The 18,182-nt window shown below is 58.5% G+C and carries 16 protein-coding genes; 11 read left to right on the top strand and 5 right to left on the bottom strand.

Features of this window, described 5'->3' with window-relative positions; all coding sequences use genetic code 11:
* Positions 1–4: 4 nt before the first annotated feature.
* The 11 genes from HMPREF3148_RS01055 to secG all read left to right on the top strand — a co-directional run bounded on the left by HMPREF3148_RS01055 (position 5) and on the right by secG (position 11,404).
* Positions 5–1,267 (top strand): bifunctional 3,4-dihydroxy-2-butanone-4-phosphate synthase/GTP cyclohydrolase II, encoded by a 1,263-nt coding sequence (locus tag HMPREF3148_RS01055; protein WP_049062368.1) that lies wholly within the window; start codon positions 5–7, stop codon positions 1,265–1,267.
* Between the two features lie 28 nt (positions 1,268–1,295).
* The gene (gene ribH / locus HMPREF3148_RS01060) at positions 1,296–1,775 is read left to right on the top strand and encodes a 6,7-dimethyl-8-ribityllumazine synthase (RefSeq protein ID WP_005531627.1); all 480 of its coding nucleotides are present in this window, start codon (positions 1,296–1,298) and stop codon (positions 1,773–1,775) included.
* Between the two features lie 52 nt (positions 1,776–1,827).
* Positions 1,828–2,382 carry a PH domain-containing protein gene (locus HMPREF3148_RS01065; protein WP_005531625.1) on the top strand — a complete coding sequence of 185 codons (555 nt, stop codon included), beginning with the start codon at positions 1,828–1,830 and terminating at the stop codon, positions 2,380–2,382.
* Between the two features lies 1 nt (position 2,383).
* The gene (gene uvrC / locus HMPREF3148_RS01070; protein WP_070508566.1) at positions 2,384–4,435 is read left to right on the top strand and encodes an excinuclease ABC subunit UvrC; all 2,052 of its coding nucleotides are present in this window, start codon (positions 2,384–2,386) and stop codon (positions 4,433–4,435) included.
* Between the two features lie 36 nt (positions 4,436–4,471).
* Positions 4,472–5,353 carry an RNase adapter RapZ gene (gene rapZ, locus HMPREF3148_RS01075; protein ID WP_005531621.1) on the top strand — a complete coding sequence of 294 codons (882 nt, stop codon included), beginning with the start codon at positions 4,472–4,474 and terminating at the stop codon, positions 5,351–5,353.
* Between the two features lie 42 nt (positions 5,354–5,395).
* The gene (gene yvcK, locus HMPREF3148_RS01080) at positions 5,396–6,361 is read left to right on the top strand and encodes a gluconeogenesis factor YvcK family protein (RefSeq protein ID WP_005531618.1); all 966 of its coding nucleotides are present in this window, start codon (positions 5,396–5,398) and stop codon (positions 6,359–6,361) included.
* Between the two features lie 102 nt (positions 6,362–6,463).
* Positions 6,464–7,453 (top strand): DNA-binding protein WhiA, encoded by a 990-nt coding sequence (whiA, locus tag HMPREF3148_RS01085; protein WP_005531616.1) that lies wholly within the window; start codon positions 6,464–6,466, stop codon positions 7,451–7,453.
* 450 nt (positions 7,454–7,903) lie between these two features.
* The gene (gene gap / locus HMPREF3148_RS01090; RefSeq protein ID WP_034657516.1) at positions 7,904–8,911 is read left to right on the top strand and encodes a type I glyceraldehyde-3-phosphate dehydrogenase; all 1,008 of its coding nucleotides are present in this window, start codon (positions 7,904–7,906) and stop codon (positions 8,909–8,911) included.
* 124 nt (positions 8,912–9,035) lie between these two features.
* Positions 9,036–10,253, top strand: a complete 1,218-nt coding sequence (pgk, locus tag HMPREF3148_RS01095) for a phosphoglycerate kinase (RefSeq protein ID WP_049062371.1) — start codon at positions 9,036–9,038, stop codon at positions 10,251–10,253.
* 38 nt (positions 10,254–10,291) lie between these two features.
* Entirely contained in the window at positions 10,292–11,071 is a 780-nt protein-coding gene (tpiA, locus tag HMPREF3148_RS01100; RefSeq protein ID WP_049062372.1) for a triose-phosphate isomerase, read from the top strand.
* A 96-nt stretch (positions 11,072–11,167) separates the two neighbouring features.
* The gene (gene secG, locus HMPREF3148_RS01105) at positions 11,168–11,404 is read left to right on the top strand and encodes a preprotein translocase subunit SecG (protein ID WP_005531608.1); all 237 of its coding nucleotides are present in this window, start codon (positions 11,168–11,170) and stop codon (positions 11,402–11,404) included.
* Between the two features lie 190 nt (positions 11,405–11,594).
* Here secG and pgl read toward each other — a convergent pair whose 3' ends face one another.
* From pgl to tkt, 5 genes are all read right to left on the bottom strand, one after another.
* On the bottom strand, positions 11,595–12,356 hold the full coding sequence (pgl, locus tag HMPREF3148_RS01110; RefSeq protein WP_005531606.1) for a 6-phosphogluconolactonase: 762 nt from the start codon (positions 12,354–12,356) through the stop codon (positions 11,595–11,597).
* 39 nt (positions 12,357–12,395) lie between these two features.
* Positions 12,396–13,328: a glucose-6-phosphate dehydrogenase assembly protein OpcA gene (locus HMPREF3148_RS01115; RefSeq protein ID WP_005531605.1), complete on the bottom strand. Its 933-nt coding sequence runs from the start codon at positions 13,326–13,328 to the stop codon at positions 12,396–12,398.
* Between the two features lie 12 nt (positions 13,329–13,340).
* The gene (gene zwf / locus HMPREF3148_RS01120; protein WP_049062373.1) at positions 13,341–14,873 is read right to left on the bottom strand and encodes a glucose-6-phosphate dehydrogenase; all 1,533 of its coding nucleotides are present in this window, start codon (positions 14,871–14,873) and stop codon (positions 13,341–13,343) included.
* A gap of 97 nt (positions 14,874–14,970) precedes the next feature.
* A complete protein-coding gene (gene tal / locus HMPREF3148_RS01125) occupies positions 14,971–16,053 on the bottom strand; it encodes a transaldolase (protein ID WP_049151705.1) in 1,083 nt (360 codons plus the stop codon).
* Between the two features lie 7 nt (positions 16,054–16,060).
* Positions 16,061–18,130: a transketolase gene (gene tkt / locus HMPREF3148_RS01130; protein ID WP_201271423.1), complete on the bottom strand. Its 2,070-nt coding sequence runs from the start codon at positions 18,128–18,130 to the stop codon at positions 16,061–16,063.
* Positions 18,131–18,182: the final 52 nt, after the last annotated feature.

Here is an 18,182-nt window from a genome sequence, read left to right on the forward strand (position 1 = left end):
CTTTATGACCGCTGCAGAATCTTCCGTCAAACTCGATACCGTTGAACAAGCTATTGCTGACATCGCTGCCGGCAAAGCCGTGGTGGTGGTAGACAATGAAGACCGTGAGAATGAAGGAGATCTGATTTTCGCCGCCGAGCTTGCGACTCCGGAGCTCGTGGCGTTTATGGTTCGATACACCTCCGGCTATATTTGCGCGCCACTTATGCCCGAAGATTGTGCTCGCCTCAATCTTCCGCCGATGATCGCGGTTAACGAAGATGTTCGCCACACTGCCTACACGGTCACGGTAGATGCTGCGACTGGCTCGACGGGTATCTCGGCTGGTTCCCGCGCCGAGACCATCCGGCGCCTGGCTGACCCGACCTCCGAGATCGGAGATTTCACTCGCCCTGGTCACGTAGTTCCGCTGGCTGCTCGACCCGGCGGCGTGCTGGAGCGCGACGGCCACACTGAGGCTTCCATCGACCTTGCCCGACTGGCCGGGTTGCGTCCGGCGGGCGTGCTGTGCGAGATCGTATCGGAAGAAGACCCGACCGATATGGCGCGTTCACCGGAGCTGCGCCGCTTCGCAGATGCCCATGGTTTGTCGATGATTTCGATCGAGCAGCTCATCGAATGGCGCCGCCACCATGAGACTCAGATCGTGCGCTCGGTGTCTACCCGCCTGCCTACTGAGCACGGCGTGTTTACTGCGATCGGCTACACCCACGACGTCGACAAGAGCGAGCATATCGCCTTAGTCGCAGGCGACGTCGAGGCGCTTAAGGGCGCGGAGAATGTGCTCGTGCGTGTGCATTCCGAATGCCTTACTGGCGACGTTTTTGGTTCGCGTCGCTGCGATTGCGGTCCTCAGCTCAACGCCTCTTTGCGGGCGGTGCAGGAGGCCGGACAGGGGGTTGTGGTCTACCTGCGTGGTCAAGAGGGTCGTGGAATCGGCTTGGTCAACAAGCTCAAGGCCTATCACCTGCAGGACAAGGGCCTCGACACTGTCGACGCCAACCTCGAACAGGGATTGCCCGAAGACGCACGCGAGTACTCGGTTGCGGGCCAGATCTTGCGAGACCTTGGCATTGTTTCCGCCAACTTGATGACCAACAATCCGCACAAGGGCGACGGCCTCTTTGGCTTTGGCGTCGACGTCTCCCAGCACACTAATCTGGCTGTTGCTGCCAATGAAGACAACATCACCTACCTGCGCACCAAGCGTGACCGTATGGGCCATGATCTGCCGCAGGTTGCGCAGTGGGACTCCGAGCACAGCTAAAAATTAGCACTTCTTAGAAAGGACCGTGATGGCTAAAGAAGGCCTGCCAGACATCCAGCTCGTTTCGGCCGAGGGCGTTCGCGTCGCGATCGTTACTTCAACGTGGAACGCCGAAATCTGCGATCAACTGCATAAGCGCGCGATCGAAACCGCTCAAGCATGTGGCGCCAAGGTCACCGAGCTGCGCGTGGTTGGCGCACTGGAACTGCCTGTCGTTGTCCAAGCAGCGGCTCGTTCTCACGACGCCGTCGTGGCTTTGGGCTGCGTCGTTAAGGGCGGAACCCCGCACTTCGACTATGTCTGTGACTCGGTCACCCAAGGCCTGACGCGCATTGCACTCGACGAGTCGACGCCCGTGGCGAACGGCGTGTTGACAGTTAACGAGTACTCCCAGGCCGTCGATCGTGCAGGCTTTGATACATCTGATGAAGACAAGGGCGCTGAGTCGATGGTTGCGGCTTTAGACACCGTCATGAAATTGCGTACACTGGACGGACTGGCAGGCTAAACGCCTGCGCCTAACCTGTAGTGACGCTTAAATAGGTGAGAAGAAGGACTAAATGACGGACGCACACGAATCTCAGGCGAGCGAGACTACATCTCGCAAGCACCTATCTGATGCCGAGATTCTGGCCTACACCAGCGCAGACCCTTTTGCGCTGACGTCGACCAAACCTTGGCTTTATGAGACCAAGTCTCCATACCTACGCAAGATTGCGATTGGTTGGGTAGTCCTCGTCATGGCTATCCACATCTTTATGGGTGTTACCTTGGACGTCTCCTTTACAGGTGCGGCGGTGACCACGATTGATAAGTTTGCATTCCCCGGCGTCGGCGTATTGATTTCCATCTTGTCGTGGATTGCACTGACCCGCCCACGCTTGCGGGCTAACGAGGACGGAGTCGAGGTCCGCAATATTGTCGGCACTCGTTTCTACCCATGGCAGGTTGTGTATGGGCTGTCCTTCCCAGAGGGGGAGCGTATGGCCCGCATCGAGCTTCCCGATTTCGAGTTCGTTCCTGTCTGGGCACTGCAGTCTGGTGACAAACAAGACGTAATCACTAAGGTTCGCCAGTTCCGCGAACTTGAAGCCAAGTACATGCCGCAGGACTAACGTGGCTGATCCCACAACATACAGGCCAGCGCCCGGAACGATACCCACGGAACCGGGCGTTTATAAGTTTCGCGACGAAAACCGAAGGGTAATCTACGTCGGCAAGGCCAAGAATCTCCGGGCCCGCTTGTCCAATTACTTTCAGGACATTACGCAGCTGCATCCACGCACCAGGCAGATGGTGCTCACGGCGGCTTCGGTGGAGTGGACCGTGGTGGCCAGCGAGGTCGAAGCACTCCAATTGGAATACACATGGATTAAGCGTTTCGATCCACGATTCAACGTCATGTATCGCGACGACAAGACGTACCCGATGTTGGCGGTCTCGGTGGGAGAGGCGGTTCCACGTGCGTTCTTCTATCGCGGGCCGCGCCGCAAAGGCGTGCGTTACTTCGGCCCTTATTCGCACGCCTGGGCAGTACGCGAGACCCTAGACCTACTGACCCGCGTCTTTCCTATGCGCACCTGTGCCAAGGGCGTATACAACCGCCACGAGCGCCTCGGCCGGCCGTGCCTGTTGGGTTACATCGGCAAGTGCGATGCGCCGTGTATCGGCCGCGTGTCAAAGGACGAGCACCGTGAGACGGTCAACGAGCTGGTTTCCTTTATGAACGGCAACACCAGCAAGGTAACCCGCGAGCTGACCCAGCGCATGGAGGAAGCTGCGGAGAATCTTGAGTTCGAGCTTGCCGCCCGATTGCGCGACGACCTGGGCGCCATCAATAAGATCATGGAACAACAAGCCGTGGTGTTCGGCGATGGCACCGACGCCGACCTCATCGCTTTTAGCTCCGATGAGCTAGAAGCAGCGGTACAGATTTTCCACGTACGCAATGGGCGAATCCGCGGCCAGCGCGGATGGGTCGTGGAGCGCTCTGGTGATCAGGCCCCACTCGAGCCACTCGAGGAAGGCAAACCTGACCCCGGACTTCCGGCCCTCATGCAGAACTTCCTCATTCAGTTCTATTCCGACGCTGCTGACAGGCAGAAGCAGGAATTGGAAGAAGACGCTGCGCTCAATAGGCGAGGGGTGGATCAGGAGTCCCATACCGAGGAACACCTCGGCAACGTGATCCCACGAGAAATCCTGGTCCAGGCTATGCCGGACGAGGCAGCTGAGGTCAAGTCTTTGTTGGAGCAGCTGCGTGGTGCGCACGTGGACTTGCGCGTGCCCCAGCGCGGCGACAAGCGATCCCTGATGGAGACCGTGGAGAAGAACGCCAAGGAGCAGCTTCGTCAACACAAGCTCAAGCGCGTTGGCGATATCACAGCACGCTCTGCCGCGCTGCAGGACATTCAGGAGACCTTGGGCATGGACCAGGCGCCTTTGCGCATAGAGTGTACGGATATTTCCCACATTCAAGGCACGGACGTTGTCGCTTCCTTGGTGGTCTTTGAGGATGGGCTTCCGCGCAAGTCGGACTATCGCCGTTATCGCATTAAGGAAGCAGCTGGCGACGGCCGCTCAGACGACGTCGGCTCCATCGCTGAGGTCACGCGGCGTCGCTTTAAGCGCCACAATGAAGACAAGTTGGCCAACCCAGACGAAGAGGTGGAGGAGTCGACCTTCGCTGACGAGAAGGTGACGGAAGAGTCTGCTGAAGCTGGGCGTCGTTTCGCGTATCCGCCGCAGCTCTTCATCGTTGATGGCGGTGCGCCGCAGGTAGCCGCTGCCCAGGAAGTCTTTGACGAGCTGGGCATTGTCGACGTCACTCTCGTCGGCTTGGCCAAGCGCTTGGAAGAGATCTGGGTTCCCGGTGACGATGAGCCAGTTATCTTGCCGCGAAACTCCCAGGCGTTGTTCTTGCTGCAACAGATCCGCGACGAGGCTCACCGCTTCGCCATTACCTATCACCGCCAGCAGCGCTCCAAACGCATGCGTTCCTCTGTGCTGGACAGTGTGCCTGGGTTGGGTCCACAGCGCAGGGCTGACCTGGTCAAGCACTTTGGCTCGGTGAAGAAGCTGAAAGAGGCTAGCGTCGAGCAAATTGCCGCCGTAAAGGGCTTTGGCCCCAAGTTGGCCAGCGTAGTTTTTGAACACCTGCATAGTTAGGAATCTTCAGGAACCTTCCAGCTTTGGCGCGTTAAGATGGTTGCTATGACGCACTTAGAAACACCGCCGGTCTTCATTACTGGCATGTCCGGCGGCGGCCTCACCTCGGCAGCTAAGGTTCTCGAGGACAAGGGCTACTACGTGGCCCATAACATCCCGCCAAAAGCCATTGTGGATCTTCTAAAGCTGTGTTCCTTGGAAGAGACGAAGGTCAAGAAGGTTGCTGCGGTAACCGATGTGCGCTCCCGCATGTTTCATGGTTCACTGCTGGAGACCATTGATGAGGTCACGCAGTTGGGCATGAAGCCCACGGTTCTGTTTCTCGATGCGCGCGATGACGTGCTGATCCGCCGTTTTGATTCTGTTCGTCGCACGCATCCGCTGCAGGGCGATGACACGCTCAAGGCCGGCATCCAGAGAGAGCGCCAGGTTGTGGCTGAGGTGCGCGAGCGCGCCGACATCATCATCGACACCACAAACCTGTCAATTCATGATCTGCGTCGTGCCATCGAAGCAGCATTTGGTGACATGAGCAAGGACACCCAGCACGTCACCGTTGAGTCGTTCGGCTTCAAACACGGCTCCCCACGAGACGCGGATTTGGTCGTCGACGTGCGATTCCTTCCCAACCCTTATTGGGTTCCGGAACTACGCGGATATCGAGGCACCGATGAACCTGTCTCTGATTACGTCCTCGCCCACCCTGCTGCAGAGAACTTCATCGAGCATTTCTTGGAGATGTTTGAGACCATGCTCGCTGGTTACCGCCACGAGGGTAAAAACTTCATCACCGTGGGCGTCGGGTGTACAGGTGGACATCACCGCTCCGTCGCTGTGTCAGAGGAGATTGCTCGCCGCTTGCGTCAGCGAGAAGATCTGGATGTCAATACCCTCCACCGCGACATTGCGCGGGATTAATCTCGCCCCTATTTCATTACCCGGAAAGCTCTTTTAGAACCAATGACTCGATTTTCACACATGGCATGCCTGGGTGGCGGTCACGGCCTTTACCAAACCCTGCTAGCCGCGCGAATGAGTAATGCTGAACGAATCTCGGCAATCGTCACGGTCGCAGACGACGGTGGTTCTTCTGGCCGTCTTCGCCGTGAGCTCGACATCATTCCGCCCGGAGACCTCCGGATGGCGTTGGCGGCCCTGTCTGGCGATACTGAAGCAGGCAAGATGTGGGCGCAGACTCTCCAGCATCGATTCGGCGGTAACGGGGCCATGGCCGGTCATGCGGTGGGTAATCTGCTCATTGCCGGGCTTACCGATGTTCTCGGCGATTATCAGGCCGCTCTGGACGCGGTAGCGGTGCTCACTGAGTCCCACGGTCGAGTGCTTCCCGTGGTTAATCAGCCCCTCGATATCGAAGCTGAGGTTGCCGGATTGGATGACGATCCTCGAATTATGCGGGCCGTCCGCGGGCAGGTCGCGGTGGCATCGACTCCTGGTCAAGTCCGAAGAGTAAGGATCCTTCCTGAGTACCCCGAAGCAAATCCTGAGGCTGTCGCCGCGCTTGCCGACGCCGACCTCATCACCATCGGCCCTGGCTCTTGGTTTAGCTCGGTTCTGCCGCATGTGTTGGTCCCGGAAATTGTCGATACAGTGCGTAATTCCCATGCACTGCGCGTTGTGGTACTCAACTTGTCGGCTGAGCCAGGGGAGACGCATGGCTTTTCTGCGGAGAGGCACTTACACGTTTTGGCTCAACACGCGCCTAATCTAAGAATCGACCGAGTTTTGGTGGATGAAGGCGCAATCCCGAGCGAAAGTGAGCGGGTCTATTTGCAACGCGCCGCGAGCGTTTTGGGTGCTAAAGCATCCTTCGCGGACCTTAGCCAAAGAGACGGAAATGGAGCAAGTACAAACAAACATGACCCGGAGAAGCTGTCGGTTGCTCTGGGCGAGCTTGTCAAGGGCTAAGAGACCTGAAACGTCGGCATTGAACGTATCTCGCTAAACTATAAAAACTGCCGTGTGCTTCTTGGCACACGCTCCAATGCTTTTAAGAAAGGGGCAAAGACTTTGTCTGCTTCATTGACCGATCAGGTCAAGGACGAACTCACTGAAGTCTCGGTTCCGCGCCAATCCGCACGAGCTGCGGAGATTTCAGCCATTTTGCGCTTTGCCGGCGAGTTAACCATTAGCGGCGATCAGATGGCTTATGAGGTTGAGCTTGATAATCAGCGTATTGCTGACCGCTTTGTTGATGGACTTGAAGAACTCTTCGGGCTGAAGGTCGGCACTCACGTCGTAGGGCCTGCGACTTCACAGAAGAAATCGCGGGTTCAGCTGCGTATTGCTACAGGGGCAAAAGAGTTAACTAGACGTCTCGGACTTATCACCCGCTCAGGCCATCCCGTGGTGGGTTTGCCGCCGCAGGTGATCTCCGGCTCGATTGCTGATAACGAAGCCGCATGGCGTGGCGCATTCTTGGCGCAGGGAGCGTTGACCGAGCCTGGCCGTTCTTCCACTCTGGAAGTATTGTGCCCTTGCCAAGAGGCGGCGCTTGCTCTTGTGGGGTGCGCGCGACGCCTTGGTATCGCCGCTAAGACGAAAGAAACCCGGGGGGCAGACCGTGTGGTCGTGCGTGACGGCGACGCCATTGGCGCTTTGCTGACCCGCATGGGTGCGCAAGAAACTCGTTTGACGTGGGAGAAGAAACGCGTAAAGCGCGAGGCACACGATACCTCGAAGCGCTTGGACAATTTTGACGACGCAAACCTTCGTAGATCGGCGCGCGCCGCAGTCACCGCGGCAGCTCGAGTAGAACGTGCGATGGAGATCTTGGGCGATGACGTGCCAGAACATCTTGCCGATGCCGGACGTCTGCGTGTACAGCACCGTGAAGCCTCACTCGAGGAGCTAGGTCGCCTCGCAGATCCTCCCATGACCAAGGACGCGGTGGCTGGCCGCATTCGCCGCCTGCTTTCGATGGCTGACAAACGGGCGGAAGAATTGCAGATTCCCGACACCAATGACTCAGTGACGGAGGATCTTTTCGACCAGTCCTAAAGGTTTTGGTTTAGTTCGATTCAGTATTGCCTGCCGCCTTGTCCGATCGGATGGGGCGGTTTTTGATTGGGCAAAACGGTCACATTCGGGGCGGTGAAGCTAATTTTCTTGCTGTGAAATTCTCCCGTTATTGTTGATTATCTGCCGTTAAGCTGGGGGAGTGACATATCCCACCTTTATCAACATAAAACAACATATACGGGCAAAAGCAGGTGAATTCCTGCGCATATTTACCAAGCGCTTAGACACAGGTTGCAATATTGTACGCCTCTTTTCTGGTTTCGGCATTCAACTTTCTGCACCCGCGCTCAGCCGCTGCACGCACTATGTTTGCTCGGTAGTATCGGCCGTGTTGGGAAAACTCACCGAGGTTCTTCGCATAAGGCAGAACTAGAGGAGATGCCTCGGACCAACACGAACGTTTACTCGATTTTTAGAGGAGAAATAACAGTGACCATCCGCGTAGGCATCAATGGCTTTGGCCGCATCGGCCGCAACTTCTTCCGTGCAATTGCTCAGGGCAACACCGACCTCGAGGTTGTTGCAGTCAACGACCTGACCGATAACGGCACCCTCGCAAACCTGCTGAAGTACGACTCCGTGTTGGGCCGTTTCGATGGCGAAATCTCCTTCGACGATGAGTCCATCACCGTCAACGGCCACCGCATCGCAGTCTCCGCAGAGCGCGATCCAAAGAACCTAAAGTGGTCCGACCACAACGTTGACATCGTTGTTGAGTCCACCGGCTTCTTCACCGACGGTGAGGCTGCAAAGGCTCACATCGAGGCTGGCGCAAAGAAGGTCATCATCTCTGCACCTGCTAAGAACGTGGACGCAACATTCGTTTACGGCGTCAACTCCGATTCTTACGACCCTGCAAACCACAACGTCATCTCCGCAGCATCTTGCACCACCAACTGCCTAGCTCCGATGGCTAAGGTTCTCAACGACAAGTTCGGCATCGAGAAGGGCCTCATGACCACCGTTCACTCCTACACCGGTGACCAGCGCATCCAGGACGCTCCTCACAAGGACCCACGCCGTGCACGCGCCGCTGCTGTGAACATGGTTCCTACCTCCACCGGTGCAGCTAAGGCTGTTGCTCTGGTTCTGCCTGAACTCGAGGGCAAGCTGGACGGCTACGCAATGCGTGTTCCGACCATCACGGGTTCCGCAACAGACCTGACCTTCACCGCTTCCCGCGACGTCACCGTTGAAGAAGTCAACGCTGCAATCAAGGAAGCTGCTGTCGGCGAGTTCGGCGAGACCCTGGCTTACACCGAGGACCCAATCGTCTCCACCGACATCATCACCGACCCGCACGGCTGCATCTTCGATGCTGGCGTAACCAAGGTTTCCAACGGCAACCTGGTTAAGGTTCTCGGCTGGTACGACAACGAGTGGGGCTACACCAACCAGCTCGTACGCACCACCTCCCTGGTCGCTTCCAAGCTCTAATCCGCTGCGAGTCCTAAAGACCTCACTTGGATGATTAACCGGCCCACACTTTGCCCACTTGGGCTAGGCGTGGGCCGGTATTCTTATATAGAACTCTTTTTAAAAATCGATTAAGGAGAAAATTATGGCTTTCAAGACCCTAGATGATCTCATCGCCGAAGGCGTTGAGTCCCGCCACGTACTCGTCCGCTCCGACTTCAACGTCCCACTGGACGATGAGGGTAACATCACCGACTCCGGACGCATCACCGCTTCGCTGCCTACCATCAAGGCACTCGTCGAGGGCGGCGCCAAGGTTATCCTGTCCGCACACCTTGGCCGGCCTAAGGGTGAGGTCAACCCGAAGTACTCCCTGGCTCCTGTAGCTGAGGCTCTTTCCGAGGCTCTCGGCCAGTACGTCGCACTGGCTGGCGACGTCACCGGTGAAGACGCTCACGAGCGTGCCAACGGCCTTAACGATGGCGACGTAATGCTCATCGAAAACGTCCGCTTCGACCCACGTGAGACCTCTAAGGACGAGGCAGAGCGCGGTGCTTTCGCAGACGAGCTCGTTGCCCTTGCCGCTGACAATGGTGCATTCGTCTCCGACGGTTTCGGTGTTGTCCACCGTGCACAGGCTTCTGTGTACGACGTCGCCAAGCGCCTGCCCGCATACGCCGGCAAGCTCGTGCAGAAAGAGGTAGAGACTCTCGCTGCAGTTGCTGAAAAGCCTGAGTCCCCATACGTCGTTGTGCTCGGCGGCGCCAAGGTATCTGACAAGCTCGGCGTCATTGAGGCTCTTGCTGGCAAGGCAGACAAGGTCATCATCGGCGGCGGCATGTGCTACACCCTGCTAGCTGCTAAGGGCTACAACGTCCAGAACTCCCTTCTGCAGGAAGACCAGATCGACAACTGCAAGGACCTCCTTGAGCGCTTCGGCGATAAGATTGTCCTGCCAGTTGACCTGATTGCTGCAACCGAGTTCGACGCTGATGCGGAAAACAAGGTTGTCGCCCTCGACGGCATCCCAGAGGGCTGGATGTCCCTAGACATCGGGCCAGAGTCCGTTAAGGAATTCGACAAGGTGATTGCTTCCTCCAAGACCCTCTTCTGGAACGGCCCAATGGGTGTGTTCGAGATGGAGGCATTCTCCAAGGGCACCGCTGGCGTCGCTCAGTCCATTATCGATGCAACTAAGAACAACGGCTCCTTCACTGTTGTCGGTGGTGGCGACTCCGCCGCTTCCGTCCGCCTCCTTGGCCTTGATGAGGACGGCTTCTCCCACATCTCTACCGGTGGTGGCGCTTCCCTCGAGTTCCTTGAGGGCAAGGAGCTGCCGGGTGTATCGGTTCTGCAGTCCTAATCGAGCCACTAAACTCTTTAAGAAAGGAATTTCCCACTATGGCACGTAAGCCACTTATCGCCGGCAACTGGAAGATGAACCTCGACCACAAGGAAGCAATCGCTTCCATCCAGAAGTTCGACTTCTCCCTTCCAAAGGACTACTACGAGAAGGTCGACGTTGCCTTCATGGTTCCGTTCACCGACCTGCGCACCTTGCAGACTCTCTCTGAGGGCGACAAGCTCGAGCTGACCTACGGTGCTCAGGACATCTCCAAGCACGAGTCCGGCGCCTACACCGGCGAAGTCTCCGGCAAGATGCTCTCCGCACTCGGCTGCACCTGGGTTGTCGTTGGTCACTCCGAGCGCCGCGAGTACCACGGTGAGACCGACGAGCTCGTCGCAGAGAAGGCTGCTGCTGCGCTGAGGAACGGCATCAGCCCGATCGTCTGCGTTGGCGAGCCGCTCGATGTCCGTGAAGCTGGCACCCACGTTGACTACGTGGTCAACCAGACCCGCAATTCCCTCGCTTGTCTGAGCGCTGAGGATCTTTCCAAGACCGTCGTTGCTTACGAACCAGTGTGGGCTATCGGTACTGGCAAGGTTGCTTCGGCTGACGATGCACAGGAAGTATGTGCGGCAATCCGTGACCTCGTCCGTGAGCTTGCAGGCGATGAGGTAGCAGAGGGCATCCGAATCCTCTACGGTGGCTCTGTCAAGGTTGATTCCGTGGCTGAGATTGTGGGTAAGCCGGACGTTGACGGCGGCCTGGTCGGCGGCGCATCACTCGTTGGTGACGAATTCGCCAAGCTCGCTGCGAACGCGTCGACTGCAGTTTAACTCTGGAACCTAGGCGTGGGTCGGAATATCGTCCGGCCCACGTCGTGGTGTAAAGTGGTCCGGAGTTAATTAATAAAGTTTGAGAGGAACGATCCTATGATCTTGGCCCTGGAAATCATCCTGGTGATTGCCGCGATCCTCATGTCTATCTTTGTTCTCCTGCACAAGGGTAAGGGTGGCGGTCTGTCCAGCCTTTTCGGTGGAGGCGTCCAGTCCAACCTTTCGGGCTCCACGGTCGTGGAGAAGAACTTGGACCGCTACACCATTGTCATGGTGATTATCTGGTTGGCGTGCATCGTTGCGCTGAACCTGATCCAGGCATTCGGCGTCTAATCGCGTAAGAAGAAGCCCGCGTTGACTGTTAATGGTCAACGCGGGCTTTTTCTATGCCTAGCTTCGGAGCTGTCGGGCTCCGTGCTATCGGTATATCCCACCCTAAAACGTGCATAACTGCCAACGAAAGGCTCACAAAGCGCTTGCGGAGGCGCTTCGTTGGCAGATACGCAGATCTCTCAACGAGTTGTTAGAGTTCACCCGCTGCGTCATCGGACAGGAAGAGGATTGTCTCCTGGGTTCCGTGTGCACCAGCAGCCGGCCACTCCACAGCAGGAGAGCCCTTAACGATGTGAGACGCAGCCTCAGCCTTTTCAGCACCGGACACTAGGAACCACACCCGCTGGGAACGGTTAACCGCAGGGAGGGTCAAAGTAACCCGCTCTGCCGGGGGCTTCGGAGAGTCGTGAACTGCCACAACGAGTTCCTCCTCCTCGAGGACCGCAGGGGAGTGCGGGAACATCGAGTTGATGTGCCCCTCGCCACCCATGCCCAACAAGTGAAGGTCGAAGCCGTTTGGGGCGAATTCGGCAATCTCGCCGGCATATGCCTTAGCGGCATGCTCCATGGCGATGGCGCCTAAATCGAGACCATGGATGTGTTGCTCAGGAATGCCTACCTCGTGGAGAAGAGCAGCACGGGCTTGACCCTCATTGGAATCAGGATCAGAAACTGGGACATTTCGCTCATCACCGAAGAATACGTGGACGCGAGTCCAGTCAATTGCCAGAGCAGGGTAGTCCTCACTCTGGCCATGTGCTGCCGCATCAAGGCGAGCCAGTTCGCGGAGTGTTCCTATGCCAGCGCCGCCGCCAGTGAGAACCACGCGGGCAACGCCATCATTGTGGAGCCCGCCGCCCGGGGCCTGAATCGCCGTCACGACGTCGATGAATTTAAGGGCGGCAGAGGATATGAGTTCGTCTACATCGCTCACGCGGTGAAGAGTGACCATGTCAGTGAGATCCTTAAGGGTCAAAAAATAGTAGTAGGGCTAACTGTAGTCCACGCGCGGCAAAGCTCGAAGCGTATGCGCGTATGTCTTGTCGGAATCGAGATGACGTAGCTCTTCAGAAAGGACCTCCGCCTGTGAACGGATGCCCAAAGAGACCAGAGAGTCCGGAGAGCCAGGAACTTGTACGCGAACAGTTCCTGCGTCGACCACTTCCACAGTGACGTGGGAAGATACGCGGTTGAAGCGCAAAGAATGAATGGGGAAGGAACCCTTTTCCGGCGACTGCGTAACGTTGCGGTGTACTGGAACGCTCAGGGCGTCGAGAAGCCAGCCTGCAGCAAAGTCCGCTGCTGGGTTGAGTTGTGCCCCGCATACTTCTACTGACTCGACCGGTTCATGAGGGTGGCGGTCTAGGGCCGAGGCCACGATTCCGCGCCACAGCGTAATGGCGGCCCAGGACATATCAGAATCACCCGGGGTGTACCCGTGGGAGAGCTGCATCAGTTCTTCGTGCGTTGCGCCCTCGCCATAGGCCACGTTGGTAATACGGCGCTGCGCGAGCTTGCCAATCGGGCTGCGGGCAGGGTGCTCCGGGCACTTCGTGGGCCACCACGCCACAATCGGGGTATCCGGGAGCAGCAGCGGAGTGACTACGGATTCGGCCTGCGCAGACAGAGCTCCCTTCAAGTGCATGACCACGATCTCCGAAGCACCAGCCTCGCCACCGACGCGTAGCTCGGCATCGAGATGAGTTTCTTCCAAGTGGGAACCAGCAATGACCACGAGCACGCGTGACGGGTGCTCATGGGAGGCGTCGCGCACGGAGGAAAGAATCGCCTCGATGTCGTCGCCTTCGTTGGCAGCAACGATGAGGGTCAGCACGCGGCCGGTGGTCAAGGTGTAGTGTTCTTGGGCCTCAACGAGTTTCTTGGAGATCTTGCGCGTCGTGGTGTCAGGCAATGGAATAATCAACGCTTCTTCTCCTTATGGTCGGCGCCAGGAGTGGCCCCGGCGGCGCAACATCGTATTGGCAGACTCAGGGCCCCACGTTCCCGCGGGGTATTCCTCAGGTTGGCCAGCTTTGGACCAGTACTCGATGATGGGATCGAGGATGGACCAGGACAGCTCAACCTCTTCGTTGGTGGGGAAGAGGGAGGACTCGTCGAGGAGGGCATCGAGGATGAGACGCTCGTAGGCTTCGGGGGACTCTTCAGTGAAGGCCTCCGCGTAGGCGAAGTCCATGTTCACATCGCGAACCTCCATGGTGGAGCCCGGCACCTTCGAGCCGAAGCGCATGGTAACGCCCTCGTCAGGCTGGACACGGATGACCACGGCGTTCTGGCCCAGCGACTCGGCTTGGCCCTTGTGGAAAGGCTGATGCGGCGCGGTCTTGAAGACCAAGGCGATCTCCGTGACGCGACGGCCCAAGCGCTTGCCGGTGCGCAGGTAGAAAGGAACACCTGCCCAGCGGCGCGAATTTACCTCGAGGGTGCAGGCAGCATAAGTCTCGGTGGTGGAGGCAGGATCGAATCCTTCCTCTTCGCGAAGACCGCGCACGTATTCAGAGCCCTGCCATCCGGCCGAGTACTGGCCGCGGGCAGTGGTCTTGTTCAGCGGGTGCACCGGCTGCGTCGCACGCAGCACCTTGATCTTTTCGGCCTGCAGAGCTTCCGGCGCGAATGAGGATGGTTCCTCCATTGCAACGAGCGCGAGCAGCTGCAGCAGGTGGTTCTGGATGACGTCACGGGCAGCGCCGATTCCGTCGTAGTAGCCAGCGCGGCCACCGAGGCCGATGTCCTCAGCCATCGTAATCTGCACGTGGTCGATGTAATGCGCGTTCCACATCGGCTCGAAAATCTGGTTGGCAAAGCGCAGAGCCATGATGTTTTGTACGGTTTCCTTGCCCAAGTAGTGGTCAATACGGAAGACCGAGGACTCGGGGAACACTGCATTGACGATTTCGTTGAGCTTGCGCGCGGATTCCTGGTTGTGACCGAAAGGTTTTTCAATAATGACGCGGCGCCACGAGTCGTTAGCGCTGTTCGCCATACCCACACGCTCGAGTTGGTGGCAGATGCTCGAGAAGAACTCTGGTGGGACAGACAAGTAATAAGCCCAGTTGCCGCCGGTACCGCGTGAGGTATCGAGCTCCGCGAGGCGAGCAGAAAGGCCGTCGAAGCCAGCGTCGTCAAAAGCGCCATGCACGAACTCAATGCCTTGGACTAGGTGCTGCCAAACATGTTCGTTGAACTTGGTGCGGGCGCCAGCCTTGACGGCTCCCAGCACATACTCGGCAAAAGCGTCCTTGTCCCAGTCGCGGCGTCCGTAGCCTACCAAAGTAAAGCCCGCGGGCAAGAGGCCGCGGTTGGCAAGGTCGTAGATAGCTGGCAGCAGCTTTTTGTAGGCGAGGTCGCCGGTTACCCCGAAGATAACCATGCCGGAAGGGCCGGCGATGCGCGGGAGGCGCTTATCCTTCTCGTTGCGCAGTGGATTTACCCAGGCGCTCGATTCCGTCACAGGGTTTCCTTTCCCAAATCTTTGTCCAGCGACACATTCTAGCGACAAGCGCCCCGCTGAGGTTAGTCAGCGGGGCGCAAGGCGAAGAATTCTTTAGTTAAAGACGAGCAGCCATGGATTCGAGCAGCTCATCCCAAGCAGCGACGAACTTGTCGACGCCTTCCTTCTCCAGCACTGCGAACACGTCCTGGAAGTCGATGCCCAAATCCTCGAGCTCAGCGAATACTGCATCTGCTTCAGCCTTCGCTCCGGAGAGGGTGTCACCGTGCAGGTTACCTTCGGAAAGGACCGCATCAATGGTCTTTTCCGGCATGGTGTTGACCGTGTGCGGGCCAGCAAGCTCGGAAACGTACAGCGTTGCTGGGTACTCCGGGTTCTTCACGCCGGTAGATGCCCACAGTGGGCGCTGCACGTTTGCGCCCTCTGGAAGATCATCCGAGTTGAGCAATTCTTCCTCGAAAAGGGCGTAAGCACGCTGCGCATTGGCGACGCCCGCTTTGCCACGTGCCGCGAGAGCTTCCGGCGTGCCGATGGTCTCGAGGCGCTTGTCCACCTCAGTATCTAGACGGGAAACGAAGAAGGACGCGACCGAGTGAATCTTGGATACGTCATGACCTGCCTCAGCAGCGCGCTTGATGCCCTTTTTGAACGCATCGATGACCTGGGCGTAGCGCTCCACGGAGAAGATCAAGGTGACGTTGACCGAGATGCCGTCGGCAAGCGCGTCTGCGATAGCCGGCAGCGAGCCCTCCGTTGCCGGAATCTTGATCATCAGGTTCGGGCGGTTGACACGCGCCCACAGCTCACGAGCCTGCTGGATGGTGGCCTGGGTATCTGCAGAAATGCGCGGATCCACCTCGATGGACACGCGGCCGTCGCGGCCTTCAGATGCCTTGTAGATGCCGGCGAAGAGATCGCAAGCATTGGCGACGTCGTCGATCGCCAGGGAGTAGACGGCGTCGTCAGCCTTGGCGCCCTCTTCCTCCAACGCAGCAATCGCGGAATCGTACGCGGTGCCCTTCGACATCGCTGCCGCGAAGATTGCCGGGTTGGTGGTAACACCCACGATGGACTTGGTCTTGATGATCTCCGCCAAGTTGCCGGACTCCAGCCTCTCGCGGGAGAGGTCGTCGAGCCACGTGGAGGTACCGAGCTGTGCTAGTTCGTCAATGTGAGACATGCTTTCCTTACTTGCTTGCGGTGATGGATTCGCGGGCGGCGTCGACTACCGCAGCGGTAGTGAAGCCGAACTTCTCAAAGAGCTCCTCTGCTGGGGCAGAAGCGCCGAAGTGCTCGAGGGAGACATTGCGGCCGAAGGTGCCGGTGTACTTGTGCCATGGCATTGCCAGGCCTGCCTCGACGGAGACGCGGGCGCGGACAGCGGAAGGCAGAACGGACTCGCGGTAGGCGTCGTCCTGCTCGTCGAACCACTCAAGGCACGGAGCCGAAACGACGCGGGCTGCGGTGCCCTCGGATTCGAGCTGTTGGGCTGCTTCGACCGCGAGCTTAACCTCGGAACCGGTTGCCATGAGGATGACGTCTGGCGTTTCCTTGGAACCTTCGACCAGAACGTAAGCGCCGCGGCGAACGCCGTCGCGTGCCTTCTCCTTGGTGCCCTCGAGAACAGGCAGGTTCTGGCGGGACAGCGCCAGGCCCTTTGGAGCAGCCTTGTACTCGAATGCAGCGGCCCATGCCTGCGCGGTCTCGTTGGCGTCTGCCGGACGGATGACGGAGAGGTTCGGAATAGCGCGCAGTGCGGCGAGCGTTTCTACCGGCTGGTGGGTCGGGCCGTCCTCGCCCAAGCCGATGGAGTCGTGGGTCCACACGTAGTAGGTGTCAGTAGACATCAAGGCGCCTAGACGCACGGCAGGGTACTGGTACTCAGAGAAGATGAGGAAGGTACCGCCGTACACGCGGGTGTTTCCGTGTAGGGCGATGCCGTTCATGATGGCGGCCATGGCGTGCTCACGGATACCAAAGTGGAGGTTGCGGCCGTATGGCTGGGCATTCCAAGCGCCAGTGGTGATGGACTCTGGGCCGAAGGACTCGGCGCCCTTGATAACGGTGTTGTTGGAGCCTGCAAGGTCAGCGGAGCCGCCCCACATCTCCGGGACAGCAGCAGCCAGTGCCTGAATGGTAGCTTCAGAAGCCTTACGGGTGGCTACGGATTCGCCGGCATCCCAGGTCGGAAGCTCCGAATCAAAGTTCTCTGGCAGCTCACGGGACTGCATGCGGTCGAAGAGGGCCTTTGCCTCCGGATTAGCGGAAGCCCAAGCATCGAACTTTTCCTGCCACTCGGCGTGGGATTGAGCACCGCGCTCGCGCAGCTTGCGGGTGTGGTTGATGACCTCGTCGGAGACCTCGAAGGTCTGTGCTGGGTCGAAGCCTAGGACTTCCTTGGTTGCGGCGACTTCGTCGTCACCCAAGGCGGCACCGTGTACGCCACCGGTGTTCATCTTGTTCGGTGCCGGGTAACCGATGACGGTCTTGACGCGGATGAAGGAAGGACGCTCGGTCTCCTCACGCGCAGCCTTGGCAGCGGCTTCGAGGGCTACGACGTCTTCGCCGGATTCCACGGTCTGTACGTGCCAGCCATATGCCTCGTAGCGCTGGACGACGTCCTCGTTGAACGCGATGTTCGTATCGTCCTCGATGGAGATGCGGTTGTCATCCCAGAATACGATCAGGTTGCCGAGCTTCTGCGTCCCCGCGAGGGAAGAGGCCTCTGCGGTAACGCCCTCTTGCAGGTCACCATCGGACGCGATGACGTAGATGTGGTGATCGAAAGGGGACTCGCCTGCGGGTGCGGACGCGTCGAAAAGGCCGCGCTCCTTGCGGGAAGCCATGGCCATGCCCACTGCGGAGGCCAGGCCCTGGCCGAGCGGGCCGGTGGTGATTTCAACACCATCGGTGTGGTTAACCTCCGGGTGGCCCGGGGTCAGCGAGCCCCAGGTACGCAGGGACTTGAGGTCATCAAGCTCGAGACCGAAGCCGCCGAGGTAAAGCTGGATGTACTGGGTCAGCGAGGAGTGGCCAACGGAGAGGACAAAGCGGTCACGGCCAGCCCACTTCACATCGTTAGGGTCGTGATTAATGACGCGCTGGTAGAGCGTGTAGGCGAGGGGCGCCAGCGACATCGCGGTACCCGGGTGGCCGGAACCGCACTTCTGGACGGCGTCCGCGGCCAGGACACGGACAGTATCTACTGCGCGAGTATCCACGTCGGTCCAGTCAGCCGGGTAACGGCGTTCAACCATGGCCTGCAGTTCTGGGGACAGCTTTTCTTGCGACACTGTGGGAAGCCTCACT

It is taken from the genome of Corynebacterium sp. HMSC05D08, from assembly GCF_001807215.1.
GTDB lineage: Bacteria > Actinomycetota > Actinomycetes > Mycobacteriales > Mycobacteriaceae > Corynebacterium > Corynebacterium striatum.

What these genes read in the sequence shown, in the direction of transcription:
- HMPREF3148_RS01055 (WP_049062368.1), top strand. Translation starts at nt 5, where the DNA reads ATGACCGCTGCAGAATCTTCCGTCAAACTCGATACCGTTGAACAAGCT.
- ribH (WP_005531627.1), top strand. Translation starts at nt 1,296, where the DNA reads ATGGCTAAAGAAGGCCTGCCAGACATCCAGCTCGTTTCGGCCGAGGGC.
- HMPREF3148_RS01065 (WP_005531625.1), top strand. Translation starts at nt 1,828, where the DNA reads ATGACGGACGCACACGAATCTCAGGCGAGCGAGACTACATCTCGCAAG.
- rapZ (WP_005531621.1), top strand. Translation starts at nt 4,472, where the DNA reads ATGGTTGCTATGACGCACTTAGAAACACCGCCGGTCTTCATTACTGGC.
- yvcK (WP_005531618.1), top strand. Translation starts at nt 5,396, where the DNA reads ATGACTCGATTTTCACACATGGCATGCCTGGGTGGCGGTCACGGCCTT.
- pgk (WP_049062371.1), top strand. Translation starts at nt 9,036, where the DNA reads ATGGCTTTCAAGACCCTAGATGATCTCATCGCCGAAGGCGTTGAGTCC.
- tpiA (WP_049062372.1), top strand. Translation starts at nt 10,292, where the DNA reads ATGGCACGTAAGCCACTTATCGCCGGCAACTGGAAGATGAACCTCGAC.
- secG (WP_005531608.1), top strand. Translation starts at nt 11,168, where the DNA reads ATGATCTTGGCCCTGGAAATCATCCTGGTGATTGCCGCGATCCTCATG.
- pgl (WP_005531606.1), bottom strand. Translation starts at nt 12,356, where the DNA reads ATGGTCACTCTTCACCGCGTGAGCGATGTAGACGAACTCATATCCTCT.
- tal (WP_049151705.1), bottom strand. Translation starts at nt 16,053, where the DNA reads ATGTCTCACATTGACGAACTAGCACAGCTCGGTACCTCCACGTGGCTC.
- tkt (WP_201271423.1), bottom strand. Translation starts at nt 18,130, where the DNA reads ATGGTTGAACGCCGTTACCCGGCTGACTGGACCGACGTGGATACTCGC.